The 26412-nt window shown below is 74.5% G+C and carries 23 protein-coding genes; 7 read left to right on the forward strand and 16 right to left on the reverse strand.

Going from position 1 to position 26412, the window contains the following annotated elements; translation table 11 throughout:
* Positions 1-11: 11 nt before the first annotated feature.
* From ACIBPC_RS17025 to ACIBPC_RS17085, 13 genes are all read right to left on the reverse strand, one after another.
* Entirely contained in the window at positions 12-707 is a 696-nt protein-coding gene (locus ACIBPC_RS17025; RefSeq protein WP_398845256.1) for a hypothetical protein, read from the reverse strand.
* Positions 704-1942 carry a type VII secretion protein EccE gene (locus tag ACIBPC_RS17030; protein ID WP_398845259.1) on the reverse strand — a complete coding sequence of 413 codons (1239 nt, stop codon included), beginning with the start codon at positions 1940-1942 and terminating at the stop codon, positions 704-706. Before ACIBPC_RS17030 ends, ACIBPC_RS17025 begins: the two co-directional genes overlap by 4 nt.
* A 77-nt stretch (positions 1943-2019) precedes the next feature.
* Complete coding sequence (gene eccB / locus ACIBPC_RS17035) at positions 2020-3480, reverse strand: type VII secretion protein EccB (RefSeq protein WP_398845262.1); 1461 nt, start codon at positions 3478-3480, stop codon at positions 2020-2022.
* Positions 3481-4881 carry a S8 family serine peptidase gene (locus ACIBPC_RS17040; RefSeq protein ID WP_398845265.1) on the reverse strand — a complete coding sequence of 467 codons (1401 nt, stop codon included), beginning with the start codon at positions 4879-4881 and terminating at the stop codon, positions 3481-3483.
* A gap of 11 nt (positions 4882-4892) precedes the next feature.
* Entirely contained in the window at positions 4893-6311 is a 1419-nt protein-coding gene (gene eccD / locus ACIBPC_RS17045; protein ID WP_398845268.1) for a type VII secretion integral membrane protein EccD, read from the reverse strand.
* Complete coding sequence (gene eccCa, locus ACIBPC_RS17050) at positions 6308-10339, reverse strand: type VII secretion protein EccCa (protein WP_362960185.1); 4032 nt, start codon at positions 10337-10339, stop codon at positions 6308-6310. Before eccCa ends, eccD begins: the two co-directional genes overlap by 4 nt.
* A gap of 27 nt (positions 10340-10366) precedes the next feature.
* The gene (locus ACIBPC_RS17055; RefSeq protein WP_398845272.1) at positions 10367-12808 is read right to left on the reverse strand and encodes a hypothetical protein; all 2442 of its coding nucleotides are present in this window, start codon (positions 12806-12808) and stop codon (positions 10367-10369) included.
* Between the two features lie 258 nt (positions 12809-13066).
* Entirely contained in the window at positions 13067-13417 is a 351-nt protein-coding gene (locus tag ACIBPC_RS17060) for a hypothetical protein (RefSeq protein ID WP_398845275.1), read from the reverse strand.
* 15 nt (positions 13418-13432) lie between these two features.
* Positions 13433-15181 (reverse strand): hypothetical protein, encoded by a 1749-nt coding sequence (locus ACIBPC_RS17065; RefSeq protein WP_398845277.1) that lies wholly within the window; start codon positions 15179-15181, stop codon positions 13433-13435.
* Position 15182: 1 nt separating this feature from the next.
* Positions 15183-15596 carry a hypothetical protein gene (locus tag ACIBPC_RS17070; protein ID WP_398845279.1) on the reverse strand — a complete coding sequence of 138 codons (414 nt, stop codon included), beginning with the start codon at positions 15594-15596 and terminating at the stop codon, positions 15183-15185.
* A gap of 24 nt (positions 15597-15620) precedes the next feature.
* Positions 15621-15920 carry a hypothetical protein gene (locus tag ACIBPC_RS17075; protein WP_398845282.1) on the reverse strand — a complete coding sequence of 100 codons (300 nt, stop codon included), beginning with the start codon at positions 15918-15920 and terminating at the stop codon, positions 15621-15623.
* Positions 15921-15983: 63 nt separating this feature from the next.
* Positions 15984-16343, reverse strand: a complete 360-nt coding sequence (locus ACIBPC_RS17080) for a hypothetical protein (RefSeq protein WP_398845284.1) — start codon at positions 16341-16343, stop codon at positions 15984-15986.
* 166 nt (positions 16344-16509) lie between these two features.
* The gene (locus ACIBPC_RS17085; RefSeq protein WP_398845286.1) at positions 16510-19074 is read right to left on the reverse strand and encodes a BTAD domain-containing putative transcriptional regulator; all 2565 of its coding nucleotides are present in this window, start codon (positions 19072-19074) and stop codon (positions 16510-16512) included.
* A 392-nt stretch (positions 19075-19466) separates the two neighbouring features.
* On the opposite strand from ACIBPC_RS17085, the gene ACIBPC_RS17090 reads away from it, so the two are divergent.
* Positions 19467-21779, forward strand: a complete 2313-nt coding sequence (locus ACIBPC_RS17090) for a carbohydrate-binding module family 20 domain-containing protein (RefSeq protein ID WP_398845288.1) — start codon at positions 19467-19469, stop codon at positions 21777-21779.
* A 103-nt stretch (positions 21780-21882) separates the two neighbouring features.
* Positions 21883-22302, forward strand: a complete 420-nt coding sequence (locus tag ACIBPC_RS17095) for a pyridoxamine 5'-phosphate oxidase family protein (protein WP_398845290.1) — start codon at positions 21883-21885, stop codon at positions 22300-22302.
* Between the two features lie 18 nt (positions 22303-22320).
* Here the strand turns inward: ACIBPC_RS17095 and rpsN are convergent, their stop codons facing one another.
* Together rpsN and rpmB are read right to left on the reverse strand one after the other, a co-directional pair.
* Positions 22321-22626 (reverse strand): 30S ribosomal protein S14, encoded by a 306-nt coding sequence (gene rpsN / locus ACIBPC_RS17100; RefSeq protein ID WP_398845292.1) that lies wholly within the window; start codon positions 22624-22626, stop codon positions 22321-22323.
* Entirely contained in the window at positions 22626-22862 is a 237-nt protein-coding gene (gene rpmB, locus ACIBPC_RS17105) for a 50S ribosomal protein L28 (protein WP_398845295.1), read from the reverse strand. Before rpmB ends, rpsN begins: the two co-directional genes overlap by 1 nt.
* A 71-nt stretch (positions 22863-22933) precedes the next feature.
* Between rpmB and rpmG the strand changes: the two genes are divergently transcribed.
* Genes rpmG through rpmF form a run of 4 tightly spaced genes read left to right on the forward strand, consistent with a single transcriptional unit; the run spans position 22934 to position 24752 of the window.
* Positions 22934-23098 (forward strand): 50S ribosomal protein L33, encoded by a 165-nt coding sequence (rpmG, locus tag ACIBPC_RS17110; protein ID WP_398845298.1) that lies wholly within the window; start codon positions 22934-22936, stop codon positions 23096-23098.
* A gap of 13 nt (positions 23099-23111) precedes the next feature.
* A complete protein-coding gene (locus ACIBPC_RS17115) occupies positions 23112-24284 on the forward strand; it encodes a CobW family GTP-binding protein (RefSeq protein WP_398845301.1) in 1173 nt (390 codons plus the stop codon).
* A gap of 28 nt (positions 24285-24312) precedes the next feature.
* The gene (gene rpsR, locus ACIBPC_RS17120) at positions 24313-24549 is read left to right on the forward strand and encodes a 30S ribosomal protein S18 (protein WP_398845303.1); all 237 of its coding nucleotides are present in this window, start codon (positions 24313-24315) and stop codon (positions 24547-24549) included.
* 32 nt (positions 24550-24581) lie between these two features.
* On the forward strand, positions 24582-24752 hold the full coding sequence (gene rpmF / locus ACIBPC_RS17125) for a 50S ribosomal protein L32 (protein ID WP_398845306.1): 171 nt from the start codon (positions 24582-24584) through the stop codon (positions 24750-24752).
* A gap of 129 nt (positions 24753-24881) precedes the next feature.
* Here the strand turns inward: rpmF and ACIBPC_RS17130 are convergent, their stop codons facing one another.
* The gene (locus tag ACIBPC_RS17130) at positions 24882-25523 is read right to left on the reverse strand and encodes a TetR/AcrR family transcriptional regulator (RefSeq protein WP_398845309.1); all 642 of its coding nucleotides are present in this window, start codon (positions 25521-25523) and stop codon (positions 24882-24884) included.
* Between the two features lie 75 nt (positions 25524-25598).
* On the opposite strand from ACIBPC_RS17130, the gene ACIBPC_RS17135 reads away from it, so the two are divergent.
* Positions 25599-26378, forward strand: coding sequence for an MBL fold metallo-hydrolase (locus tag ACIBPC_RS17135; protein ID WP_398845311.1), 780 nt, complete (start codon positions 25599-25601; stop codon positions 26376-26378).
* The last annotated feature ends 34 nt before the right edge of the window (positions 26379-26412 follow it).

A 26412-nucleotide genomic window follows, 5' to 3' on the forward strand; every position in this document is an offset into this window, starting at 1 on the left:
TCCGCCGCCGGTCAGGCGCGGCCCGGTCGGCCCGGGGTCAGCAGCGCGGTCTCGCCCGGGGAGATGTCGGGCCGCAGCACGTCGCAGCCGCCCGCGCGGTGGAACACCACGATCTCGCCCGGTGTCAACGCCGCTGTCACCTCGGCCGCCCGCTCGCCGAGGATCTGCTGGACCCCCTGCGCGAACTGCGCGTCCAGCGCCAGCACCGCCTCCGCCGACGTCCAGAACGCCGAGCGGCGCGGCGGCGTCCGCGTCACGTGCAGCACCGTCCGCCACGGCCCCGCGGACAGCGCCACGTGCGGCGGGCGCCGCAGGTCGCACACGAGCGCCTGCGGCCCCGCGTCCACCGTCGGCGGCGCGGGCGGCTGCGGCGGCCAGGCGCCGGTCTGGCCGGTGAGGACGAGCCGGTCGCCCGCCGCCTGCCGTACGCCCGCCCACTGGTCGGGGCTGCGCGTGGCGGCGGTGACGCGGGCGCCCACGGCCAGCAGCCGCAGCGCGAACAGCCGCCCGAACAGCGACTCCCCGAGCACGGCGACGCGTATGCCCGCCGGTCCCGGCGCGGGCAGCGCGACGGAGCGGCCCGACACGTCGGTGCCGAGGTGCACACCCGCGTGCGCCGGGTGGAGCAGCGGCCCGGGGGGCGCCGGGTCCTGCCAGGAGGTGGCGGGCAGCGTGGTCAGGTCGGGGATCGGCAGAGGGGATGTCATCGGGCGCTCACGCCTCCTGTACGGGCGGCCGACGGCGCGGCGGCGGGGGCGGGGACGGGGGCGGCGGTGCGTCCGGCGCCGAACAGCCCGGTGGCCTCGACCAGCGAACGCGACGGGTACGCCACCGGCAGCGTCGCCAGCAGCCCGGCCGCCTGGTCGGTGGCGGGCGGCCCGACGACGCCGAGCTGGAGCAGCCGGTCGCGTTCGGCCGCCGCGTGCTGCGCGAGCGTGCTCACGATCCGCACGGCGGTCCGCACGCGCAGCTCGCCGTCCTCACGGGTGAGGGTGGCGGCGGTGACGACGCGGTCGGCGGTGCAGGCGGCGAGGCCGGTGACGAGCCGCCCCCAGTCGGCCTGGCCGCGGATCTCGGCGGTGACGGTGCAGTGGGTGGCGGCGTTCCCCGCCCAGCTGCCGGGGATGGCGCGGCCCTCGCCCGACGCGTCGCCGATCTGCCGCAGCAGGGCGCGCAGCGCGTCGGCGTCCAGCGGGCTGCTGGGCGCGCCGAGCAGGGCGAGCCTGGCGCGCAGCCTGGCGGCCGCCGCGGCGAGCGCGGCCCGCGCCCCGGCCGCGCCGCCGCCGCGCCGCTCGGCGGCCTCGGGGGCGTCGAACGGCTCGTAGCGCAGCACCAGCCAGGACCGCACGGCGATGGGGCGGCCGCCGGTGGGCAGCTGCCGGTAGGCGACGGTCGGCTGGTAGCGGTAGTGGAAGTCCCAGGGCGGCAGGCCGAACTGCTCGACGACGAGCTGGGCCGCCGCCGGGCGCGCCGGGTCCTCGTCCAGCCAGCGGGCGATCTCCCCGGCGGGCAGCGCGGGCAGCGTGCCGCCGGGGAAGGCGACCACGGCCGCGTAGCCGCGTCCGTCGGCGAGGACGCCGAGGCCCTGCGGGCGGCCGGGCGCGGCGCGGGTGCCGCCCTCGGCCGCGCCGCCGCCCGCCGCCGCGTTGCGGTCGGCGACCTCGGTGACGTCCAGGGCGGGCAGCAGGGTGTGGACGACGCCGAGGTCCTCCTCGCCCGCGGGCCGCGCGGGCGGCGACGCGGGGGCGAGGGCACGGCGGCGCTGCTGGTCGACGAGCTGCTGGTCGGCCCAGTCGCCGCGGACGCGCAGCAGCGCGCCCGCCGTCAGCAGGCCGCCCGCGCCCGCCAGCACGTACCCCCAGGTGCTCTGGAACGCGACGCCTGCCGCGACGCTCCCGGCCCCCGCCTCCAGGGCGACCACCCGGCCGCGCGTGAACCGCACCGGGCGCCGGCTCCTCGGCGTGCCGGACGTCTGTCCGGGCGCAGCGGCACCGCCGCGGCGTCCGCCTCCTCGGGCCATCACTCTCCCTCTCCGCTCTCGTCGCCCGAACCCTCGCCGGCCGCTTCCCCGCCGTCCCGGGGCACCGCCACCTCGCGCTGCTCGACGCCCGCCGCCTCCGGGTCGAGCACCGGGCCGCGCGGCAGCAGGCGCACGAAGCTCTGCGGCAGCGACGGCGCGTCCGCCGGGACGTACCGCAGCCGCTGCACCGCGTCGGGCGAGGAGAACGGGTACGCCGTGCCGCTGTCGGTCACCAGTGTGTACGTGCCGCCCGAGCCCGCCGACGCGGTGGCCCGTACGACGACGCCCTTGCCGGTCGGGATCCAGATCTGGTCGAGCTGGCCGAGCCGGGTGCCGTCCAGGGTGACGACGGGGTCCATGCCCTCCGGCTCCGGCATGGCGCCCGGCAGGTGGACGGTCGCCTGCCAGGGGGTGTCGCCCGGCTGGCCGCCCGGCGGGGTGCTGATGCAGATGGGCTGGTCGCGGCCCGGGTCCTGGGCGCGGGGCAGCCGCTCCGGCCAGAACTCGTCGCCGGGCGGGCTGTCCTGGGACGACGCCGCGCGGGCGGCGTCCGCGCCGGTGATCGCGTGGTCGTCCGGGGCGTCGACGCTGAGCAGCCGGTAGACGACCTCGGAGATGCTGAGCAGGCCGTCCGGGCGGACGACGAAGTACTGCGGGTTGGGCCCGCTCATCTCGGTGTGGGCGAGGTCGCCGACGGCCGCCTCGAAGGGCAGCGCCCCGGCCGCCGGGGTGCCGCCGGTGTCGGCGCCCGCCTCGGGGAGCGTGATCTCGGGGCCCTCGGGGAGGGTCGCGAGGATGGCGGAGGGCAGCTGCTGGGTCTCCGCGCGCTGGAGGTCGAGCGCGCCGAGGAGCGACTCGGCGATGGCGTACCTGCGGCCCTCGGTGAGGAGCCACAGCCGGTCGTCCTCCGACCTGGCGAGCACGGTGGCGCTCTCCGCGCCCTCGGGCGGGGCGACGCCGGGCACGGAGATGTACAGCGCCGTCCTGGTCGGCTCGCCGCCCGTCTCCGAGGGGACGGCGCACAGCGTCCAGTCGCCGGTCACGAGGTCGCCGTCGCCCGGCAGCGCGTCCGGGGCGCCCTCGATGCCGACCGGGAGGCCGCGCGGCGCGTCGTTCAGCACGCCCTGGCGCACCTCGGTCAGCTGTCCGCCGCCGACGAGCAGCGCGGAGGCGAGGTTGAGGGCGGGGTGGACGACGCCGTCGGAGACGACGTACCGGTCGCCCTCGCCGGTGATGACGGCCCCGCTGTCGGGCAGCTTGGGGCCCTTGCCGCCGCCGAGCCAGCCGGCGATGCCGAAGCCGGCCATGATGAGGATGCCGATGGCGATGCCGCCGCCCACGCCGCGGTTGAGTCTGCGGCGCGGGTCGTTCCTGGCCTCGTCGGCGCCCCGGATGAGGCTGGTGGTCCTGCGGCGGTTCTCGTAGGCGTACGCCTCCGCCTGCTCGCTTGTACTGGCCATCTATCGTGTCCGGTTCCGGGGGGCGGTGGTCTTGGGGTCGTCGGGTGACGGCACGTCGCTGCCGTCGAGCCAGGCGAGGCGGGGGCGCGGCGCGCTCGGCGGTCCGGCCGCCGGGGACGCCATGGGGTCCGCGGTGTCCCGCTGTCCCGGCTCGGGTCCGGCGCGCCAGCCGCGTCCCGCCGCGCGGCGGACGGCGGGCGCGCTCGCCAGGCCGAGGACGACGGCGAGCAGCAGGCAGCCGCTCCAGGCGAGGGCGGTGGCGGCGGTGTCGGACAGCAGGGGCTCGTCCTCGGGGACGTCGGCGGCGGTGACGCGCCCGCCCGTTCCCGCTTCCCTGGCGTCCTCGCCCGGCATCCAGGTGAGGGCGCGGTAGGGATCGACGATGCCCGCGCCCGTCCTGTCGTTGCGCCCGCCGCCGACCGGGGTGGCCGAGCCGAGGAGGCGCTCGGCGACCTCGGCCGCGGACAGGGCGGGGTGGAGGGCGCGGACGAGGGCGGCGGCGCCGGAGACCTCGGCGGCGGCGTAGCTGTTGCCGGAGTCCGTGCGGTAGCCGGAGCCGCCGGGGGCGACGAGGGTGAGGTTCTCGCCGTAGCCCGCGAGGTCGACCCACGGGCCGCGGTTGGAGTTCTCCAGGGGCTGGCCGTCCGCGTCGACCGAGCCGACGGCGAGCACGCCGTCGTAGGCGGCCGGGTACATGCGGCCGTCCTGGACGGTGTTGTTGCCCTCGTTGCCCGCCGCGGCGACGACCACCACGTCGGCGGCCACCGCCCGTCCGACGGCCTCGCGCAGCGCGTCGTGGTCGACGGGGAAGGCGAAGGAGAGGTTGAGGACGCCGACGCCGGCGTCCACCGCGTCGTCGATGGCGGCGGCGAGGAGGGTGACGTCCACCTGGTCCACGCCGTCGGCGACGCGCACGGGGTAGACGGACGCGCCGGGGGCGACGCCGGTCATGCGGTCGCCCTCGGTGCGGCGGCCGGCTATCAGCCCGGCGAGCGCGGTGCCGTGGCCCGCGCAGTCCTGCTCGGGCTGCGGGCTGGTGCGGTCGAAGCCGCGCTCCTCGTTCACCGTCGTGTACTCGCTGCCCCGGTGCACGGCTCCTTCGAGGTCGGGGTGGCGCGCGTCCACACCGGAGTCGACGATGCCGACGGTGACGCCCGTGCCGGTGGACAGGTCCCAGGCGTTGGGCAGGGCGAGCTGCTGGATGAGGGGGTACGGGCCCAGGCCGTCGGGGAGTTCGTCGCCGGTGACGGGATTGCGGCAGGGCTCGGCGGCCGCCGAGGGCGTGGCGAGGCCGGGCACGGCGAGCTGCCCGGCACACAGGGCGGCGGTCAGGACGGTGAGCGCCCAGGCCGGCCGGCGTTGACGGCCAGGGTGACGGGAGGGGACGGGAGGACGGTGCACGCGCTGGCTCCTCACGCCCGCAGGTCGAGCAGGGCGGTGTAGACGTCCCAGACGGCGAGGACGAGGGGGACGACGGCGAGCAGGATCGTCGTCTCCAGCATGTCGAGGCCCCGCGAGACGCGCGGGTTGAGCCGGTAGCGCCCGGCGGCGAGGCCGACGGACCCGGCGATCAGGGCGATCAGCAGGGCCAGGGGGAAGATGACGCCGAGCAGCGCCATCTTCTCGCCGGTCCTGTCGGTGACGAGGAACGCCGCCGCGCCGACCGCCATGACCAGCGCGGTGAGCAGCGGCACGGCGGTCTGGCTCCGCTCCCTGAACAGCCGGGAGCGCAGCAGCGTCAGCACGATCAGCACGCCCGCGAGGATCCGCGCCCACCCGTCGCCGCCGCCGAGGAGCACGAGGGTGCCGGTGCCCGCGACGATGTGGCTGCCGACGAGCATGCCGGTGAGGAGCTGCCTGGCCCGTTCGACGCGCGAGGTGAGGCGGTCGTGTTCGAGCTGGCTGGGCAGGGCCTCCAGGTCCTCGACGGTCGCGGCGACCTGCGGCGCGGGGATGCGGGCGATGCGCAGCGCGACGGTGGGCCACAGCGTGGTCAGCGCGAGCGCGAGGGGCGCGGCGACGGACGCGGCGCGTACGGCGGAGACGTCCCAGACGGCGCACTGGAGCGCGCCGACGGCGGCGAGCGGCCCGGCGACGACGAGGGCGGCGAACGTGCCGTCGCCGCCGCCGACGAGCACGGGTCCGACCGCGCCGACGGCGGCCAGGACGGCGCAGGCGAGCAGCAGGTGGCCCGCGGTGAAGCCGCCGACGGTGCCCTCGTCCGTGCCGAGGAGCCGTACGGCGCCGAGCATCGCGGGGGGCGCCGCGAGGACGGCGGCCCAGGTGCCCGCGCGGACGTCGGCGAACGCGCGGGACATCAGCGCGCCGACGGCGAGGCAGAACAGGGCGGTGGCCAGGGCGAGCCAGCCGGGGAGGCGGCCGGGGGCGGCGGCGAGGGCGGCGCAGGTGGCGAGGAGGCCGACCGCCGCGAGTGCCCCGGCGGTGCCGCGGGTGGCGGCGGTGGCCCAGGAGCCGCGTACGCCGTGCTCGCCGATGATCTCCACGACGTCGTCGTACAGCGGCGGGGTCGCGTCGTCCGTGCCGTGGGTGAGGAAGAGGAGTTCGCCCTCGGCGACGCCCTGGGCGGCCAGGGAGGCGGCCGGGTCGAGGCGGGTGCCGTCGGTGCGGCGCATGATCCAGCCGCCGTGCCGGACGCCGCCGTCTGTGCCGGGGTCCTCCCCGGCGTGGCCGAGGAGGGCGGGCATCAGCCGGGCCAGCGGCACGGCGGCGGGGACGGCGAGGTCGGCGCGGCTGCGCGGCCCGGCGAGTCCGATGCGGACGAAGTCGGCGCCGCTGGGCGCCGCGGGCTGCGAGGTGGTGCTGGCGCTCATGGGTGGGTCCTGGAGGTGGTCTGGTCGGCGGACGCGGGCTCGGCCGCGCTGAGGGGGGAGTCGGTGCGGAGGAGCTGGACGGGCACGTTGCCGAGGCGGCGGTGCAGCAGCAGGCCGCGGCCCTTCTTGCGCTGGGCGGGCTTGATGCCCCACAGCGGCACCTCGTCCTTGGGGAAGCTCATCAGGACGGCGGGGGTGTTGAGTTCCTTCATGCGGCTGATGATCGGGTCGCCGAGGCTCCGGGAGGCGCCGCCCGCCTGGCGGGTGAGGTAGATGTGGAAGCCCATGCCGCGGGCCTGGGGGAGGTAGTCGAGGAGGTAGCGCAGCGGGTTGCCGCTCGATGTGGCGACGAGGTCGTAGTCGTCGACGAGGACGAAGATCTCGGGGCCGCTCCACCAGGAGCGGTCGCGGAGCTGCTCGGGTGTCACGTCGCTGGTGGGGACGCGCTTCTTCAGGCCCTCGGCGAGTCCGGCGAGGATCTCCATGGACCGTTTGTGCTCGGTCGCGTAGCCGAGGAGGCTGGGGCCGTCGAACTCGCGGAGCATCGACATGCGCGGGTCGAGGATGATCATCTTCGCGCGCTCGGGCGGGTAGGCGGCGGTGATCTGGTGCGCGATGGAGCGCAGCAGGGCCGTCTTGCCGCTCTCGGTGTCGCCGATGGCGATGAGGCCGGCCTCCTCGCCCGGGGTGAAGACGACGGGTTCGAGGCGGTTGCCCTCGATGCCGATGGTGAGGCCGGGCACGCCGGTGGGGGCGGGGAGTTCGGGGAGGGTGACCGACAGGGGCAGCAGGCGGACGCGGGGGGCGCGCGGTCCGGTCCACGCGCTGTCCACGCGCTTGATGAGGTCGGCGACGCCGTCGGACAGCCCGTCGGCGGAGCGTACGCCGTCCACGCGCGGCACGGCGGAGAGGAAGTGCAGCTTGTCGGCGGTGATGCCGCGTCCTGGGCGTCCGGCCGGGATGGTGCGCTGCGCCTTGCGGTCCACCTCGGAGTCGAGCGCGTCGCCGAGGCGCAGCTCGACCTTGGTGCCGACGAGGTCGCGCATGCCCATCCGCATGTCGAGCCAGCGGTTGCCGGTGATGACGAGGTGGATGCCGTAGGTGAGCATCCGGCCCGCCACGTTCATCAGGATCGTCTCCAGCTCGGGGTAGCTCTGCCGGAGCACCGCCCAGCCGTCCACCACGAGGAAGATGTCGCCGAACGGGTCGTCCGTGACGCGTCCGGCGGCGCGGGCGGCGCGGTAGTCGGCCATGGAGTCGATGCCGAGGTCGCGGAAGCGCGTCTCGCGGGTCTCCATGACGTGCAGGACCTCGGCGACGGTCCTGTTGACGACCTCGGCGTCCAGGCGGCTCGCGACGCCGCCGACGTGCGGGAGCTTGGCGAAGGGGAAGAGCGTGCCGGAGAAGTCCAGGCAGTAGAACTGCACTTCGGCCGGGGTGTGGCGCAGCGCCAGCGAGGCGATGAGGCTGCGGACGACGGTGGACTTGCCGCCGTGCGGCCCGCCGACGACGGCGACATGGCCGCCCGCGCCCGTCAGGTCCAGCTCCAGCGGGTCGCGCCGCTGGTGGTACGGCTTGTCCACGATGCCGATGACCGGCGTCAGTTCCCGCATGGCGGGCGAGGCGCCGAAGCCGCGCCCTGGGCGTTCGCGCAGGTCGGGGTGGAGGGCGTCGAGCGTCTCCGGCTCCTCCAGCGGGGGCAGCCAGACCTGGTGGGCCTGCGTGCCCTGGCCGGTCATCTGCTCGACCATGACGCTGAGGACGGTGGTGCCCAGTTCCTCGCCGTCGCTGAAGTCGTCCGGCTCCGGCTCGGGTTCGGGTTCGGACGGCAGCTGCTCGGCCGGTACGGGGACGTAGCGGGCGGAGAACGGGCGGACGTTCATCGTGCCGCCGAGCGACAGGCTCCCGTTCTCCTCGCCGGTGCGGTAGGGACCGGAGACGTAGGCGGCGCGGAAGCGCTTGAGCGTGGTGGTGTCGGTGCGCAGGTAGCCGTGGCCGGGGGCGCTCGGCAGGTGGTTGGCGTCGACGACGCCGATGGCGGTGCGGCTCTCCGACTCGGAGAACGTCCGCAGGCCGACGCGGTACGAGAGGTGGGCCTCCAGGCCGCGCAGCTTGCCCTCGTCCAGGCGCTGCGAGGCGAGCAGCAGGTGCAGGCCGAGGGAGCGGCCGAGGCGGCCTATCTGGACGAAGAGGTCGGCGAAGTCCGGTTTCTGGGCGAGCAGTTCGGAGAACTCGTCCACGACGATGAAGAGGCTGGGCAGCGGCGGGAGGTTCGCGCCGCGCTGCCTGGCGCGCTCGTAGTCGCGGACGGAGACGAGGTTGCCCGCGTCGCGCAGGACCTCCTGGCGGCGGTTCATCTCGCCGGACAGGGCCTCCCGCATGCGGTCCACGAGGGTGAGGTCGTCCTCCAGGTTGGTGATGACGGCGGCGACGTGCGGGAGTTCCGACATGCCGGCGAACGTCGCGCCGCCCTTGAAGTCGACCAGGACCAGGTTGAGCTGGTCGCTGGAGTGGGTGACGGCCATGCCGAGGACGAGGGTGCGCAGCAGCTCGGACTTGCCGGAGCCGGTGGCGCCGACGAGCAGGCCGTGCGGGCCCATGCCGTTCTGCGCGGACTCCTTGATGTCCAGGTCGAGCAGGCTGCCCTCCGCGGTGACGCCGATGGGCACCTGGAGGCGGTCGCGCATGGGCCGTGGCCGCCACAGGACTTCGAGGTCGAGGTGGCCGGGGTCCTGGATGTTCAGCAGGGCGGGCAGGGTGTTGACGGCGGTGGTGAGGTCCTCGCTGTCGCCGACGGCCGCGGCGGCGTCGGCGCGGAAGTGCGCGAGCTGCCCGGCGAGCGCGTCGGCCTCGGCGACGGACAGGGCGTCGGCGGTGCCGAGGGAGTCGGTGGTCTCGGCGGCACGTACGGTCAGGCCGCCGTCGGCGGCGACCTCCAGGTGGACGCCGTGCGCCTCGGTGAGCGCGGTGGCGCGGCCGTCCACGTCCAGGACGGTCACGCCCTGCAGGCCGTTGGGGTCGAGCAGTGCCTCGCCGCCGGTGACCAGGCCGCCGTCGAGGACGACGAGGAGCTGCGGCAGGTCGGGGTCGGGCTCGGCGTGCCGGTTGAAGCGCGTGCGGCGGGTCAGCTCGGCGCCGAGCCAGTCCTCCAGGACGGCGAGGCTGGCGTGCATCATGCGGACCGGTCCGACGTGGTCCACCTCGTCGGGGTGGTGCGTGTGCGGCAGCCACTTGAGCCAGCCCCAGCGCGGGCCCTCGATGTCGGTGGTGCAGACGACGACCCGCAGGTCGCGCGGCGAGTGGAACGTGACGGCCTGGGCGAGCACGGCCCGGAACAGGGCCCGCGCGCCGTCCGGGTCGTCGCCCGCGTTCGTCACGGACATGGCGGCGAAGCGGCGCAGCGCGACCTGCACGGGCAGGCCGGGGACGATCGAGTACGCCTCGATGAAGCGCTTGAGCGCGACGGCGCACAGCGGGTCGAGGTCCTCGACGGGCGCGGAGTCGCCGGGGATCAGCGGGGTGGCGAGGTAGCGGGGTCCCGTGCCGACGCGGACGACGCCGAAGTCCGCGTCACCCGAACGCCGCTCCCACAGGCGGCGGCTGGCGGCGACGGACCACAGGGCGCCGGGGGGCGGCGAGTTCCACTGGAGCGCCTGGCGCTGCGCGGCGGCCGTACGGCGGACGTCGGTGCGCGTGCGCTCCAGGTACCTGAGGTACTCGCGCCGTTCCTGGCGGGCCTGGGTCTTCGTGGAGCCGCGCTGGCGTATGACCGAGCCGATGACCATCGCGAGGCAGGAGATCAGGAACATGCTGCCGACGATGTAGCCGATCGGGCCGCGCCCCATCGTCAGCATGTAGAGGACCGAGCCGAGGCCGCTGAGCGCGGGCAGGGCGGTCATCCAGATGTTGCCGTCCTCGGGCTGCGGCAGTTCCGGTGGTGCCTTGAGGACGAGGTCCTGCTCCGGCACCGTCGGGCCCTGCGCGCGGGCGGGGCGCCGGAAGACGGTGGTCGGCGTCGTGACTGTCATACGGTCCTGGCTCTCCTGCTGGTGCAGCTATTGAGTACGGCGGCTGTAGACCTCGCCCCGGTAGGCGTTCTGCATCGCGTCCCGGTAGGAGTCGTACTCGTGCTCGATGCGTTCGATCGAACGGATCATGTCCGTCTCGTTGAGGTGGTCGTCGGTCGGGTCGGTCAGTGCGGTGCCGCCGAGGCCGTGGTGGTCGGCGTGGACGGCGGCCTCGGCGATGAGACGCCTCGGTATGGTGTCACCGTTCCTGAAGGCGGCGTTCTCCGCCTGCCAGTCGAGCGACGGCATGGTGGGCGGCAAGGAGTAGCGGACTCCGGTGGCCAGGCCGTACGTGCCGAGGACCACGCCCACCTTGCCGGGGAACGCCGGGACCGCGTCCTTGATGATCGTACCGGCCGCCGCCATGCCCGCGACCAGCGCGGACTGGTTGCGGGCGCTGCTCCCCGGCTTGATGTCCTGGTCGAGTTCGGCGCGGTGCATCGCGCCCTCGACGCGGCCGATCGCGGCGAACGCGTCGTCCTGCCCCCGGCCCGTGGCGCCGTCCCTGACGAACGCGTTGTACGCCGTCTTCTCCTGCCAGGCGGCCACGCCCGTGCTGAACTCGTCCTTGACCGGCTTCTCCATGTCGGCGAGCAGCGCGTACAGGGCGGAGCTGTCGTCGTGGGACAGGTCGAACGAGTAGCGGTAGTCGTTGCCCAGCAGGTCGGGGTCGGTGACGTCGCCGGGGAAGTCGCCCGCGGCGAAGGCGCTGTGCTCGGACTCCGGCTTGGAGATCTGGTCCAGGTAGCGCAGCGCCGCGTCGGACACGGCGCTCTGGAGGGCGGTGTGGTCGGACGGGTAACCGTTCGCCTTGCCCAGGATGTCGGCGGAGTGGTCGGGCGCGTCGGTGAACAGGTGGTAGGCGGCCTCGACGTAGGCGCGCGCCGCGTTGTCGTGGTGGTCGAGGTCCGGCGGGATGGTGGTGCCGCTGGTGATGAGGTCGGCCGCGCCGTCGCTGTCCTGCCAGGTGACGCCGAGGAGGCCGCGGCGGAACGTGTCGTCGTTCAGCAGGTCGGCGGACAGGCCGCTGTTGAGGGACGCGTTGTGCAGCAAGTCGCTGCTGAACGTGTTGTGCACGCCCTCGGTGGCGCCCAGCGCGTACTGCACGTTGGTGCGCTGGCCGACGTCCAGCGCGGCCTGCGCGAGCGTGCGGCCGAACTCGTCGCCCGGCGGGACGGTGGCGGCGCCCATGAGGTCGCCGAAGGCGTTGAACCGCCGCAGCTCGTCGTCGAACGCGACGGGGTACGACGGGTCGAACAGCACGCTGTCCTTGTGGTCCAGGACGAACGGGCGCAGCGCCTCGGGGATCGCGCCGGGCTCGGTCGCGGGGTTGTGGCCGCCGACGCGCCAGTCGAGCAGCATGTTCAGCCCGTTGGCGACGCGCTGGGCGGCGGAGTGCCCGGGGGTGGGGTGGTCGCCGTCGTCGCCGTCCCCCGCGAGGGCGCCGAGTGCGGCGAGGTCGTCGGCGGAGAGGCGGCTGTAGAACGCGTCGAGGTAGGCGCGTTCGGCCTCGGTCAGGGGGCGCGTCGAGTGCGGCGGGTCGTCGTAGACGCCGATGCCGATGGAGTCGAGCGTCTCGGTCCAGCGCAGCAGGGCGTCGGGGTCGGGCGGCTCGTGGCCCAGTGCGTCGGAGAGCTGGTCGGCGGCCCAGAGTGCCTGCTTCTCGCTGGTGAACAGGTCGAGGGGGCCGTCGGACAGGTCGTAGCCGAGGTCGCCCAGTTCGAGGCCGTAGTCGGCGAGCCGGTTGCGGTAGGCGCCGATGGCGTCGTGGATGTCGGCGTCCGTGTCGCGGGCGCTGTCGGCGCAGTCGGCGAGGTGCCGCTTCCTGATGTCGGCGGCGAGGCTGCCGGGCAGCTCGTAGACGTTCTGGAAGGCGGACTTGGAGACGGGGGCGAGGTGGAGCGTGGTGCCCTCGTAGGTCACGTCGAGCGTGCCGATGCGGTTGTCCATCACCAGCCCGGTCAGCGGCTTGCCGACGGCCGCGCGGAGGGCTGCCTCCCAGCCCTCCCATTCGTGGATCGCCGCGCTGATGTGGCGGGAGCGCGCTTCCTCCAGGCCGCCGTCGCCGAGGACCAGCTGCGTGACCTCCTCCTCGGCGCCGATCGCGTCGTTCATGGCGCGCACGACGTAGCCGACGACGCGGTCCATGTCCCGGCCGTTGCCCTGGAGTCCGCGCGCCGTCCCGTCGATGCGGCCGTCCGCGTCCACGAGGGAGGAGCCGTCGAGCGTGCCCGCGTCGGCGGCGACCTCGGTGGCGTGCCGGGCGAGGTCGCCCGCGCCGTCGGCCTCACCGGCGGCGCGCGCGTACACGAGGGCGGTGTCCGCCATCTCGTCCGGCTCGATCTCGGCGGAGAACTCCCGCTGCCGAGTCCACGGCTTCTTCTGCGCCACTTCCTCGACCTCGTCGCTGCTGAAGGAGAAGTCCGGCATCTCCGCCACCCCCATGGGGCACTGTCGCCCCTGTCGTCCGCGCGGTGCTGTGCGTGGATGATCTTGAGGGGGCCAGATGTGGCGGTTCCGGACTGGAAGTTAACCCGGACTGAAGGAAACCGGAAGGTCGCTGCGGCCTTCCTGGCAAAACGGAAACCCCGGGTTCACCGGCGGTTACGGAGCTGTGGCGCTGCGCGGTGCGCTCCGCGTACGGCGTACCGCCCGGCGGGAGACCGCGGTCCCCCGCCGGGCGGCGCGTCAGATGGCGTTGGCGACGGACGAGTCCACGGAGATCTCGTTCACGGAGACGCCCCTGATCGTGCCCTGGGCCTCGATCTCCATCTCGTCACCCGTGTCGGCGACGTAGTGGTCGGACTCGGCCATGTTCTCCCGGCCCTCCGCCGCCTGGCCGGTGCCGCGGATGTGCTTCTCCCGCACGGAGAGCACCGCCGCGGGGAACTCGGTCGCCCCGGCGTAGCTCGCCGGGTTGACCTCGGCCAGGCGGAGGTAGCGCTGGCTGCTCTCCGCCGCGTCGGCGCTCTCCAGGCTGCCCCGGCCGCCTTCGCGGAAGCCGTCCGAGTCATAGCCCAGGGATTGGAAGCTGTTCACTGCTGTCTCCTCTTGCTATTCACCGAGCACACCCTTGGTGGCGGTCTTGTCCGTGGCCCAGACCGCGGGGTCCTCGATCAGCTCGGTGGGCTTGCCATTCCGGGACTTCTCGTCCCTGTCGCGCTGCGTGCCGGCGTGGGCACCGGCGGGCGGTGCCGTGGCACCGGCCCGTGCGCCCGCTCCGGCGGCACCGGCCCGTCCGGCCGCCGCCGACGACGCGCCCGCCGTACCGGCCGCTCCGGTGCGCGCCGCCGCCTGGGCCGCCGCGGCACCGGGCCGCCCGGCCAGACGGCTGCCCGCCGTCGCGTCACGGACACCGCTGCGCCACGTCGCCGCGGACTCGCGCAGGGCGGTGGCCCGCCCCGCCATCCTGCCGCCGCGCCCGGCACCACGTCCGCCCGCGCCGTGCGCCGCCGCTCCCGGCGGCACCATGCCGCCGCGTGCGCCGCCCATGCCGACGGCACCGGCACGGCCGCCGCCCGCTCCGACAGCGCCGCCGCCACCGGGGAACCGGCCGGCGCCCGCCGTACCGGGACGGGTCATCCCGGGACGGGTGCCCGAGCGGCCCGCCGCCGCCGCACCGGGCGGCGGCATGTACGGGCGGCCGCCCTGGGCGGCCTGGTGCATGGCGATCGAGTTGGCGACCCGTGCCTGCCGCCCCATGTTCTGGAGGGCCTGCTGGGTCATCTGCTGGCGGGCCGGACCGGAGTTGCCGATGCTCGGGGGCACCATGCCGCCGTACCAGCCGCCGATGTTGCCGCCGTTGCCGCCGATGACGGCGGGGACGAGGGCTCCCGCGCCCACGAGCCCGGGGATGATCCCCCCGCTGCCCGCGACCGCGCCGGGACCGTTGCCCAGGCCTTCGTAGCGGCCCGAGTAGTCGGTCTCGTCGCCCCAGCCCTTGCCGGTGATCGGGTCGATCCACTGGCCCGTGGAGGGGTCGAACTCCCGGCCGGTCGCCGGGTCGACGAGGTGGCCCGTGCTGGGACTCTGCACCCAGCCCGCGAAGTCACCGCCCTCGGGACCGACGACGCTGGAGCCGGGGTAGTCGCCCGGCCCGATCGTCGAGCCGTTCGGGGCGACGTAGCCCGCCCGGCCCCCGCCGGACGCGTACCCCGCCCTGTTGCCGCCGCCGACGGCCCCGCCGACGAAACCGGCCGCCGCGGCACCGCCGATCACCCCGGCGCCGCCGACCACCCCGCCGCCGCCACCGCCGCCACCGGCGGTCGGGGCGACCCCGTCACCCGCGCCGCCCTCGGGCGCGGGCGGCGGCTCCTCGCCGATGACCCGGCCGAACTCGTCGCTGAGGTTGTCGAGAACGGTGAGCGCCTGGTTCTTCAGCTGGGTCTTCTGCATCTCGGCGGCCTCGGCGGCGCGGATGACACCCATGCCGACGTCGATCACACGGACGCGTTCCTCAAGGTTCTGCTCGACCTCGAAGAACTCGTCGTCGAGCTGGAGCGCCTTCTCCGCGGCGCGCGCGGAGTGGTCCGCCGCCTGCTGGAGCTGGTCGGCGATCCGCTGCGCGGCCTGGCCCGCGCCCTCGGCCCAGCCGCTCGCCGCGGAGATGCGGTCCGAAAGTTCGAGCAGGCCGACGCCTTCCTCGGCGGCGGTGTCTCCGGCGGTGCCGGCGAGGGCACCGCCCTCCCTGCCCGCCGCGGCCGCGAGGGCGCGCCAGGCACCGGCGGCCGCCTGCATGTGGATGTAGCGGGCGCTCAGGATCTTGTTGATCGCGTCATTGAACGCTGCGTCAGGCGATGCCATGTCAGCCCGCTCCCCAGTATTCGCCGCCCGGCGGGTAGTACGGCACCGGCGGCAGGTCCTCCAGCACGGAGGGGTGTGCCGCCTCCATGCTCCAGTCGAACTCGTTGAGATCGCGCACATCGACCTTGGACAGGGTCTGGTGTGCCGCCTCGTCCGTGTCCAGCCCGATGCGCGCCGCGTTGGCGGCGCTCGTCTTGATGTCCTCCACGGTGACGCCGGCCCGCTCCAGCTCACGGAGCATGGAGAGGGCCGCCGTCTCCAGCGCCGCCGCCGCCCGTTCGGCGTTCGGCACCTCGCCGAACATCTCGCGGGCGGAAGCGATCTGGGCAAAGCTCTGTTTCATGGACGCGAGACCATCGCGTCTGCCCGTGCCGTCCTCGGCGCCGTTGAAGCCGCCGATGTTCAACGTACCCATGGTCAGCGCTTCCCCTCGTGGGTATCAGGCGCCGCCCGCGGCAGCGCGCCGCATCCGGCTGCCGCCTTCCTGGCCGATGCTGGCGACGCGGTTCATGGCGCCGAAGTTGTTGGCGACACTCTCGTCGTGCAGCCCCGCGTTCCGCTGGAAGTCACCGTTGCGGGCCTCCATGATCTGCCCGACCTGCGCGTCCACCGTCCCTTGGTCGACGAGCGACATGATGCTGCTGTAGACGTCCCTCCAGATTTCAACGGACGCATCCCGCTGCTGCTTGGTGACGTTGGAGATGTCCGTGAACTCTGCGGACCTGAAGTTGATGGTCACGGTGGTTCCACCCTTCCTGGGCGTGGTGCGGCTGCGTCGAGGACGCAGCCCGCGTGGTCAGAGTCAGATGCCGGCGACGATGCCGCTGTCGGGGGAGATGGTGTTGATGTTGACGCCGTTCACGACTCCCTGGGCGTCCAGGTCCATCTCCTCACCGGAGGTGATGACGAGGGTGAAGTCCGTTTCCAGCTGCTCCAGGATGTCGCCCAGCACGCGGCCGGACTTGCCGAGAGCCCCGTAGTTCTCGACGGCCTGACCGGTACCGGCGCCCGTGTAGGCGGTGTGCACCACGTCGCCGAGGCCGCCGAGCGCGCTGGCCGCGGTACGCATCCTCTCCTGGGCGTCCTTCAGGATGCCCGTGACAACCCGTGCGTCCTCCGGGTTGAGCTTGATCTCGGGAACCTCGGTAAAGGTCGTCTCCATGCCTGTGCCTCACAGTCTCACTCGGCTTCCGGCGGCGATCCACCCAGACATACGCCGCCGTATGTTGCTGACATGATTCACCACTTCGGCCGTCCGCGCAGCGGCTGGTGTGTATCAGTTCGGTAAGAAAACCGGGAACAGGAGGTCGGAATGCCTCGGAACGGACCTACACCCGCGCGTACTTCTCGTCGATGCGGACGCGAAGGTGGCTGTTCTCCCTCGTGTTGAGGTTCTCCAGGATCGCCCGCGCCTGCATCTCCTGTGCTCGGGCGGCCTCCTCCCGTCCCAGACCGCGCAGCGCGGTGGCGAGCCATGTGCGTTGCGTTGCGACCACGAACGGATCGAACGGTTGCTCCGCCGCGTGGCTCAGCGCTCGTCCGGCCCAGCGGGCCGCTTCCTCGAATTCCCGCATCTCCAGGTGATATTCGGCCAGCACGCCCGCCGCGATGGTCATTTCGTAAGGCAGCGTGAGCGATCCGTAGTTGTTCATCAATAAACGGTATGCCTCCGCGTGGTGCCCGAGGTGCAGGTGGCAGCGCGCGAGGTTGTTGACCACCTGCGGGCGCAGTCCCGGCAGCCCGGCCGCCCGCGCCTCGGCCAGGGCGTGTTCGGCCGCGTCCACGGCCTCGTCGAGGCGGCCCGCCGACCCCAGGCAGGGCACCAGGTTGGTCATCACCGCGATGGCGTCGGCCCGTTCGCCGCACTCCTGGAAGAGCGCGATGCTGCGCCGCAGCAGTTCGGCGCCCTTCAGCCCCTCGCCGCGCTGCCCGGCGGCCTTGCCGAGCTGCCCGTACGCGACGGCCCGCGCATACGTGTCGCCGCGCCGCGCGGCCACCCGCAGCACCACCTCGCACAGCCGCCGCTGCGCCCGCCAGCTCAGCCGCATGCCGAAGTACGTCTCCAGCGCGGAAACCGCCTCCAGCGCGAAGTCCGACAGCGGGCGCCCGCTCAGCGCCGTCCCCTCGTCGTACTCCGGCTCCGACAGCTGCTCGGCCAGCGACAGGACGTCCTCCAGCACCGCGTCGGCCCAGGGCAGCGACTCGTCCACGTCGGTGAAGAGCTGCCCGCTCGGGAAGCGCCCCGCCCCGGCGCGGTAGCGCGCCCGGTAGCGGTCGGACAGGGCGAGCGGCGTGTTGACGCGGTAGAGCGAGCCGAGGTACCAGCGGGCCAGGCCGGTGAGTCCGGCGAGGGCGCGTTCCGGGGGGAGCCCGGCGGCCTGCCAGACGGACGCGGAGCGCACGAGGTCGTGCAGCGTGTACGCGCCGGGGCGCGGGCTGCTCGCTATCCGCGCGTCGGTGAGGCGGTCGAGCGCCTCCCTGGCCTCGCGCGCCGTGCTGCCGGTGAGCGCGGCGACCGAGCCGGGGCAGAACGTGCGGATGGCGGTGGCACCCAGCAGCGGGAAGATGGCGGCGGCGCGGCGGTCCTGCGGCTCGCGGCCCGAGGCGAGCTGCTCGATGCTGACCATCAGGCTGGCGCGGAGGTCCACGTCGTCGGCGGTCAGTTCGTCGGTGCGGCGCCGCTCGTCGCGCAGCAGGGCCGTCCAGTCGGCGACGCGCCAGTCGGGGCGGGCGGACATGCGGCCCGCGATAATGCGCAGGGCGAGCGGCAGGTGGCCGCAGAGGGCGGCGAGCGCGGCCCACTCGGCGTCGTCGCCCCGGTCGGCGGGCACTCCGGCGGCGGCCTGGAGGAACGTGACGGCGTCGGCCGTGGTCAGCGTGTCCAGGTGGACGTGGTGGCCGCCGCCGAGGCCGGTGAGCGCGGTCCTGCTGGTGACGACAGCGGCGCTGCCCGCCTCGGCGGGGAGGAGGGGCGCGACCTGGGCGGCGTCCAGGGCGTTGTCCAGCAGCAGGAGGACGCGGCGGCCGGCGAGGCGTTCGCGGTAGTACGCCTCGGCGGCGCGCGGGTCCTGCGGCATGTCCTTGCCGGGCGCGCCGAGCGAGGCGAGGAGGAGGCGGTGTGCCTCGGTGACGTCGAGCGGCGGGTTGCGCGGGTCGGCGCCGCGCAGGTCGATGTAGACGAGGCCGTCGGGGAAGTGTCCGGCGACCTCGCGCGCGGCGCGGACGGCGAAGGTCGACTTGCCGACTCCGCCGGGTCCGTCGACCAGGCAGACGGCGGGTGCGTCGAGTGCCTCGGTCAGCAGGCGGCGCGCCCGCGCCAGTTCCCCGGCGCGGGCGACGAAGGTGGCGATGCCGGGCGGGAATCCGGCGGTGGCGGTGGCTCTGCGGCGTCCGGCGGCCCGTGCCTTCTCGCGCTGCTCGACGGCGGCGAGGCGCAGTCCGTGCAGGGTGGCGCGGTCGTGGTCGTGGGCGGCCCGGTCGGGCAGGCCGCCCAGGGGTGTGCCGCGCCACAGGCCGAGGGCGCGGTCCACGGCTGCCGCCGCGCGGTCCGGGTCCTCGGCGGCGAGGACGCGGGCGTGCGCCAGGGCGTCGCGGAGGCGCCCTATGTCGGTCTCGCGCGGCTCGGCGCGCAGGGCGTAGCCGCCGGGGACGGTGACGACGCGGCCCGGGGGCAGGGCGCGCCTGAGGCGGGCGACGGCGCCGCGTACGGCCGCTGCCGCGGTGCGCGGGGGACGTTCCGCCCAGAGGCGTTCGGCGAGTTCGCCGACGCTCACGGGCGCGCCCGGCCGCAGCGCGAGCGCGGCGAGCACGGTGCGTTGCGCGGGGGCGGTCAGGGCCACGGGGGAGCCGTCGTCGCCGAACACCTCGACCGGACCGAGCAGCCGTACGTCCAAGGGGAACCCCTCACCGACGCGGGACACAGAACGGGACCGGACGCGGGCACGCCCCACCCCGGGACCCGCGTTCACCGCGCCCGCACCTCGTGCCCTCACTGTACTTCCGCGCCCGGCGCGCGGAAGTGGCGGGAACGGCTGCCATGGACGTCTTTTACCGACAACTTCCGTGTGTGGCAGGACAGTTACAAGAAGATGTGCGGATCGGGAGCCCGTTCCGTACAACCTTTCCCGCCGCCGGTGCGTCCGGCGGTCCGCGGGCGGACCAGGACACGGTCCCGTGCAATTCCGGTCACGGGCGCGCCCCCGCGCGGTCAATCCCGGTCGGGACGCATGAGGCCCCGGCGCGGTGTGGCACGTATCGGGTAACGGCTCGATCCGAAGGGACCGCCATGCGCGACGTCAGCCTTCCCGCCGCCCCCTCCCCCCACCGGCGCCGTGCGGCCGTACGGGCGCTGCTCGCCGTCGCGGCCGCCGCCGCGGCGCTGCTGCCCGGCGCGCAGCCCGCCGCGCCCGCGACCGCGACCGCGGCCGTTCCCGTTCCCGTTCCCGCCGTGGACCTGCCGACGACGCCGCTCGACACGCTCGGCGCGATCCACACGCCGGAGGCCACCACGTTCCGCATCTGGTCCCCCGACAGCGCCGACGTGGCGGTGGAGGTGGACGGCGGCACGCACGCCCTCGCGCCCGTGGAGCTGGACGGCTACAGCGACGTGTACGAGGCGGTGGTGGAGGGCGATCTGCACGACGAGCCGTACCAGTTCACGGTGGCGGGCCGCGACGTGCGCGACCCGTACGCCCAGATGGTCAGGCCGGGGACGACCGAGGGCGTCGTGGTGAACGCGGCGGCCGTCCAGCCCACCGGCGGCTGGGCCGCCACCCCGCCGCAGGAGAACCCCGAGGACGCGGTGGTGTACGAGCTGAGCGTCCGCAATTTCACCATCGACCCCAGCTCGGGCGTGCGGGAGGAGCTGCGCGGCACGTTCGGCGGGCTCACCGAGACCGGCACGCGGAACGGGGGCCTGACGACCGGCATCGACCACCTGAAGGAGCTGGGCGTCACGCACGTCCAGCTCATGCCGTCCTACGACTTCGGGACGCCGGTCCCCAACTGGGGCTACGACCCGGTGAACTACAACGTGCCGGAGGAGCAGTACTCGCGCTTCACCGGCGCCGAGGACCGCGTCCGCGAGTTCAAGGACATGGTGAACGCGTTCCACCGCAACGGCATCCGCGTGCTGATGGACGTGGTCTACAACCACACGTACAGCCAGGACGTGTTCGGCCCGATCACCGGCGCGTACTACACGCCCACCGACCTGTCGGGCACCGGCAACTCGATCGACGACGGCAACCCGATGGTCAGCCGCATGATCCGCGACTCCCTGGAATTCTGGGTCCGCACCTACAACGTGGACGGCTTCCGCTTCGACCTGCTGGGCGTGCACCACCACGAGTCGGCCGCCGCCTGGGGCACGTACCTGCGCGAGACGTACCCCGACCGCGGCCTCCAGCTGCACGGCGAGCCGTGGTGCGGCGGCTGCACCGACGCGCAGGAGCCGTCCAAGGTGCGCTACGGCACGGTCCCGACGCTCGCGGACGCGGGCATCGGCGTGTTCAACGGGGCGTTCCGCGACGCGGTGAAGGGCGGTTCGCGCGACACCACCATGGCGTACATGAACGGCGACGGCGACCCGGCGGCGGTCGTGCGCGGCGTACGCGGCTCGCCGCTGGAGACGAAGAGCACGGCGCCGCTGCCCGACCTGTGGAACCCGTCCTTCGCCCACGACCCGGCGCAGACCCTCAACTACGTGTCGGCGCACGACGACCTGAACCTCTGGGACAAGATCGTCTACTCGGGCGCCACCGGCGGCGAGGACGGCAGGGCGGGCCGGATCGACCGCTTCGCGACCGGCATCGTCATGACGTCGCAGGGCGTCCCCTTCTTCTACGAGGGCGACGAGTTCCTGCACTCGAAGGTCGTGGACGGCGACTGGGAGACGGCCAAGAACTCCTACCGCGCCGGGGACGACGTGAACGCCCTCGACTGGTCGGAGAAGGCGGCGCACGCCGGCACGTTCCGCTACTACCGCGACGCCATCGCGCTGCGCCGCGCCACGCCCGCGCTGCGGCTGACGAGCTGGGAGGCGGTGCGCGACCGGATGGCGACGCGTACGGACGGCGAGGTCGTCGTCTCGGCGATCAGCGCCGACCCGGCCGCGCCGACGGCGTACGACACCGTGGTCGTCCTGAATCCGACGGACGCCGACTACACGGTGGCGCTGCCCGCCGGGTCGTGGACGACGGTGTTCGACGCGGGCGGCGCGGCGGACCGGCCGGGCGACCGGACGGCGGGGAGCCTGTCGGTGACGGTCTTCTCGCGCACCGGCGACGGCGGGGAGGGCGCGGACGGGGCGGCGTTCTCCGTGCGGGCGACGACGGTGTGGGGCGAGCACATCGCGGTGGTGGGCGACGTGCCGCAGCTCGGCGGGTGGGACCCGGCGCGGGCGGTGCCGCTCGACCCGGGGTCGTATCCGCTGTGGCAGGCGGGGATCGACCTGCCGGCGGGGACGGCGTTCGCGTACAAGTACGTGCGCACGACGGACGGGCAGCCGGGCGTGGTGTGGGAGACGGGCGCGAACCGTACGGCGACCGTGCCGGGCGGCGGGGGCAGAGTGCTGCTGAACGACGTGTGGCGCGGCTGAGCGCGGACGGCCCCCGCCTGCCCCGGCGGGGGCCGTCCGGTAGCCTCCGGGCATGACGGCGGGCGCGGGCGCCGGGCCGTCCGCACAGCGAGGAGCACGCCCCGTGACCGATCCCACGCCGGACCCCGGCCCGCAGCCGGGCGAGGCCTTCTGGCTCGAGCGCAGGACGTGCTTCCTCACCACGCGCCGCCCGGACGGCACCCCGCACCTCGTGCCGGTCGGCGTGACATACGACCCGGACACCCGGACCGCGCGCGTCATCACGAGCGCGAGCAGCAGGAAGGTCCGCAACCTGCTCGCCGCCGGGCCCGGCGCGGCCGTCGCCGTCAGCCAGGCCGAGGGCCGCCTGTGGTGCACGCTCGAAGGCACCGCCGTCGTACGGGACGACCCCGCGTCGGTGGCCGACGCGGAGCGCCGCTACGCCGAGCGGTACCGGCACGCCCCGCGCCCCAACCCGGAGCGCGTCGTCATCGAGATCGCGGTCACGCGCGCCCTGGGCACGGCGAAGCCGCCCGGCTGGTGACGCGGCCGAGGCGGCGGCCTACCACGACGACTTGGTGACCCCCGGCAGGTAACCGGCGTGCGCCTGCTGCCGCATGCGCACCCGCGAGAGGCCGAACGCGCGCAGGTGCCCGCGCGGGCGGCCGTCCACGGCGTCGCGGTTGCGGACGCGCGTGGCGCTGGCGTCGCGCGGCTGGCGCCTCAACTCGCGCTGGGCGGCGGCCCGTTCCTCCTCGGTGGAGGCGGGCGCGTGCAGCACCTCCTTCAGTTCGGCGCGGCGTGCCGCGTACCGGGCGACGACGGCCTTGCGCCGCTCGTTCTTCGCGATCTTGCTCTTCTTCGCCATCAGACGTTCCCCCCGCGCGCCCTGATCCGCGCGACGGCGGCCTCGACGCCGATGCGGTCCACGGTCTTGATCGCGCTCGCGCTGAGCCGCAGCCGCACGTAACGGCCCTCGCTGGGAAGCCAGTAGCGCTTGCGCTGGACATTCGGGTCGAAGCGGCGGCGGGTGCGCCGGTGGGAGTGGGAGATGGCGTTGCCGAAACGCGGCTGCGCTCCGGTCAGCTGGCAGTGGGCGGACACGGGCGTCACCTGCCGCTCTCGGCGCCGGGGCGCCTATCGCTAATGGAAATCATTGTCATAGAGTACCGCCCATGGCCCGCAACGACATCCGCCCCGTCATCCGGCTGCGCTCCACCGCCGGGACCGGCTACACGTACGTCACCCGCAAGAACCGCCGCAACGACCCGGACCGCCTGGTCCTGCGCAAGTACGACCCGGTCGTCCGCCGCCATGTCGACTTCCGCGAAGAACGCTGAGGACCGGCCCCCCATGTCGCACCGCCCCACCCGCCCGCTGCCCGTCGCGATCGTCGCCGGGCTCCACGCCGACGCGCGCAGGACCGTGACGGCCCGGCTCCTGGCGGCCGTCCCCGGCAGCGTCGCCCTGCACCACGACCTCTCCGGCGCGGCGGACAGCACCACCCCGCGCACCGTCGTCCGCACCGTCCGCGACGCCTCGGGCGAGCTGTCCCGTGGTGTCACCCCGTTCGTCAACGACTGCGCCTGCTGCGCCCTGCGCGCAGATCTGGTGCCGGAACTGCTCCGGCTGGCGGGCGAAGGTGACACCCGGCTCGCCGTCCTCGAACTGTGGGACTCCGTCGAACCACGCGGCATGGCCGAGGCGGTCGCCGCGCACGCGGACGGCGCCCTCGTCCTCACGCAGGTGTTCACGGCCGTCGATCCGGCGCTTGCCCTCGCCTGCCTGGCGAACGGCGACGACCTCGCCGACGCCGGTCTCGCCACCGCCCCCACCGACAACCGCACGGTCGGCGACACCTGGGCCAGGCAGCTGGAGTACGCGCCGGTCCTCGCGCTCGTCGAGGACGGCACGGCCGACGCCGCCGACCGCGCGCTCCTCACCCAACTCCACCCCACCGCGCGGCAGGTGCCCGCCGGATTCGGCGAACTCGCCGCGCTGGCCTTCGCCGGGTTCGACGTCGCCGCAGCCGCCGACGCCCAGGACGCCGCCTGCGCGCTCCTCCCCCAGCAGGCGGACGAGGCGGGCGTCGCCACCCTGGTCTGGCGCCGCCGCCGGCCGTTCCACCCGGGAAGGCTGCACGACGCGCTGGAGGACCTGAGCTGCGCCGCCGCGCGCAGCCGGGGCCGCTTCTGGCTGGCCGACCGGCCCGACACCCTCCTCGCCTGGGACGCGGCGGGCGGCGCGCTGTGCGTCGAGAGCGCGGGGCCGTGGCTGGCCTCCCTGCCGGACGCCGCCTGGGAGCTGGTCCCGCCCGTGCGCCGCGCCGCCGCCGCGCTCGACTGGCATCCGGAGCACGGGGACCGCTGCCAGCACCTCGTGTTCACGTCGCCCGGGCTCGACCGCGACGGGCTGACGCGCGTCCTCGAATCGTGCCTGCTCACCGACGCCGAGCTGGCCGCGGGACCGGACGCGTGGAAGCGCTGGCCCGACGCCTTCGACGGCCTCCTCGACCCCGTCCCCTGACCCACTCCCGAACCCCTTGGAGCACCCCATGCCCCGCCGCACCGATCCGCGCCGCCAGCAGAAGCCTCGCCCCAACCCGCTGGACGCCGCCGGGATCACGTACATCGACTACAAGGACACCGACCTGCTGCGGAAGTTCCTCTCCGACCGGGGCAAGATCCGCAGCCGCCGCGTCACCCGCGTGACCGTCCAGCAGCAGCGGCAGCTCGCCAAGGCCGTCAAGAACGCGCGGGAGATGGCCCTCCTGCCCTACGCAGGCCGCTGACCACCCCGTCCCGACACCAGGAGCGAAACGCCATGGCCGTCCCCAAACGCAAGACGTCCCGCAGCAACACCCGCCACCGCCGCGCCCAGTGGAAGGCTGCCACGCCGGAGCTGGTCCCGATCACGGTGGACGGCGTACGCCACCTCGTCCCCCGCCGCCTGCTGAAGGCGTACGAACGCGGCTACCTCCACCCCGGCGGCTGAACGCCGCGGGGCCGTGAACCGCTCCCCCACCACCGCAGGCGACCGCGACGGCCGCGCCCCGTGGACGGCGGCCGCCCTTCCCCCGGTCCGGGAGGGGCGGCGCGGCCGGTCCGCCGAAGGACCCGCGCGCTACGCGTGGCGCGGCGCCGGCAGCGTGGCGGTGAGGACGCCGGTCAGCCACTCCTCGTAGGCGTCGGCGTGCCAGCCACGGCCGGTGGTGAGCTGGGAGAAGAGCTGCGGACCGGTCAGCGCCCAGCAGGCGTCCGCCAGCCGGGCCGTGTCGGCCCCTGGGGGCAGGACGCCTTCCTCGGCGAGGTGGGCGACGAAGGCGGTGACCCCGGTCAGGCGCTCGGCCTCGCTGGCGGCGAGGACCGGCTCGACGTCGGGTCCGGCCTGGACCAGCAGGGCGAACAGGTCGGCGAGCCGCTCGTTGACGCCCCGGACGAACGCGGCGTACAGCGCCAGCTTGGCGTGCGGGTCACGCGTGCTCCACACCTCCTGGAGTACGGGGCGTCCGGCCATCGGCACGGGTTCGTCGTCACCGGCGAGCGTGACGTCCCACACCGCCTTCAGCAGGCCGGACTTGCCGCCGAACGCCTTGTAGACCGTCTCAGGGGAGACACCGGCGCGTTCGGCCACGGCGCGGACGGTCAGGGCCCGGTAGCCGTCGTCCACGAGCAGGTCACGGCAGGCCGCGACGACGGCGGCGCGGTTGCGCAGCGCCGCGTCCCGGCGGCGGCGGGCGTCGTACGGCCTGCGAGCGGATGTCACGGACACTCTCCTCCCATTCCGTTACAGTCGACTGTAACGAAAACTTTCATCCTGGCCCGCCCCCGTGGAGGCACCGTGCCCAGCCCCTCCCCCGCCGACCCCGGACGGCAGGTCGCCCCCGGCGTCCACCGCCTCGGCGACGGCATCGTCAACTTCTACCTGATCGAGCATCCCGACGGGCCGGTCCTGATCGACGCGGGACTCCCCGGCCATCTCCCCGGGCTGCGCGCACAACTCGCCGCCTCAGGGCACGGACCGGGCGACCTACGCGCCGTGCTGCTGACCCACGGACATCCCGATCACACCGGCCTGGCCGCCACGCTCCACCGGGCCGGGGTGCCGGTCTGGGCGCACCGCGCGGACGCGCCGATCCTCGCGCGCGGGCCGCGCAGCGCGCTGCGCCTCGCCAGACCGGAGCGGTCCATGGTGCCCTACCTGCTGCGCAGGCCCCGGGCCATCAGCACCCCGCTGCACCTGGCCCGCAAGGGAGGCTTCACCAGCGGGGCGGTGCCCGGCGTCCGCACGTTCGACGGCGATCAGCGGCTCCAGGAGATCCCGGGCCGCCCCGAAGCCGTCGTCCTGCCGGGCCACACGGACGGGAGCACCGCCTACCTGTTCGCCGATCGCGGCCTGCTGTTCACAGGCGACGCGCTCGTCACCCGCGACGGGCTGACCGGGCACACCGGCCCGACCCTGGTCTGCCGGGGCTTCACGCACGACAGCGCCGCGGCCCTGGCGTCGCTCGACCGCCTGGAGGACCTGCCCGCGTCCCTGCTGCTGCCCGGCCACGGCGATCCGTTCACCGGCGGTCCCCGCGCCGCCGTCCGCCTGGCACGCGCCCACGGCACGCGCTGAGGCGGGCGGCCCCGCCGCGTCCGCCGTCCCCCGT

It is taken from the genome of Streptomyces sp. NPDC049879, from assembly GCF_044461265.1.
Lineage (GTDB): Bacteria > Actinomycetota > Actinomycetes > Streptomycetales > Streptomycetaceae > Streptomyces.

Excerpts from the sequence above, each read along its gene's own strand:
- ACIBPC_RS17055 (WP_398845272.1), bottom strand. The coding sequence starts at position 12,808 with ATGCCGGACTTCTCCTTCAGCAGCGACGAGGTCGAGGAAGTGGCGCAG.
- ACIBPC_RS17025 (WP_398845256.1), bottom strand. The coding sequence starts at position 707 with ATGACATCCCCTCTGCCGATCCCCGACCTGACCACGCTGCCCGCCACC.
- ACIBPC_RS17065 (WP_398845277.1), bottom strand. The coding sequence starts at position 15,181 with ATGGCATCGCCTGACGCAGCGTTCAATGACGCGATCAACAAGATCCTG.
- rpmF (WP_398845306.1), top strand. The coding sequence starts at position 24,582 with ATGGCCGTCCCCAAACGCAAGACGTCCCGCAGCAACACCCGCCACCGC.
- ACIBPC_RS17070 (WP_398845279.1), bottom strand. The coding sequence starts at position 15,596 with ATGGGTACGTTGAACATCGGCGGCTTCAACGGCGCCGAGGACGGCACG.
- ACIBPC_RS17080 (WP_398845284.1), bottom strand. The coding sequence starts at position 16,343 with ATGGAGACGACCTTTACCGAGGTTCCCGAGATCAAGCTCAACCCGGAG.
- ACIBPC_RS17090 (WP_398845288.1), top strand. The coding sequence starts at position 19,467 with ATGCGCGACGTCAGCCTTCCCGCCGCCCCCTCCCCCCACCGGCGCCGT.
- eccD (WP_398845268.1), bottom strand. The coding sequence starts at position 6,311 with ATGAGCGCCAGCACCACCTCGCAGCCCGCGGCGCCCAGCGGCGCCGAC.
- eccB (WP_398845262.1), bottom strand. The coding sequence starts at position 3,480 with ATGGCCAGTACAAGCGAGCAGGCGGAGGCGTACGCCTACGAGAACCGC.
- rpsR (WP_398845303.1), top strand. The coding sequence starts at position 24,313 with ATGCCCCGCCGCACCGATCCGCGCCGCCAGCAGAAGCCTCGCCCCAAC.
- ACIBPC_RS17115 (WP_398845301.1), top strand. The coding sequence starts at position 23,112 with ATGTCGCACCGCCCCACCCGCCCGCTGCCCGTCGCGATCGTCGCCGGG.
- rpsN (WP_398845292.1), bottom strand. The coding sequence starts at position 22,626 with ATGGCGAAGAAGAGCAAGATCGCGAAGAACGAGCGGCGCAAGGCCGTC.
- rpmG (WP_398845298.1), top strand. The coding sequence starts at position 22,934 with ATGGCCCGCAACGACATCCGCCCCGTCATCCGGCTGCGCTCCACCGCC.
- eccCa (WP_362960185.1), bottom strand. The coding sequence starts at position 10,339 with ATGACAGTCACGACGCCGACCACCGTCTTCCGGCGCCCCGCCCGCGCG.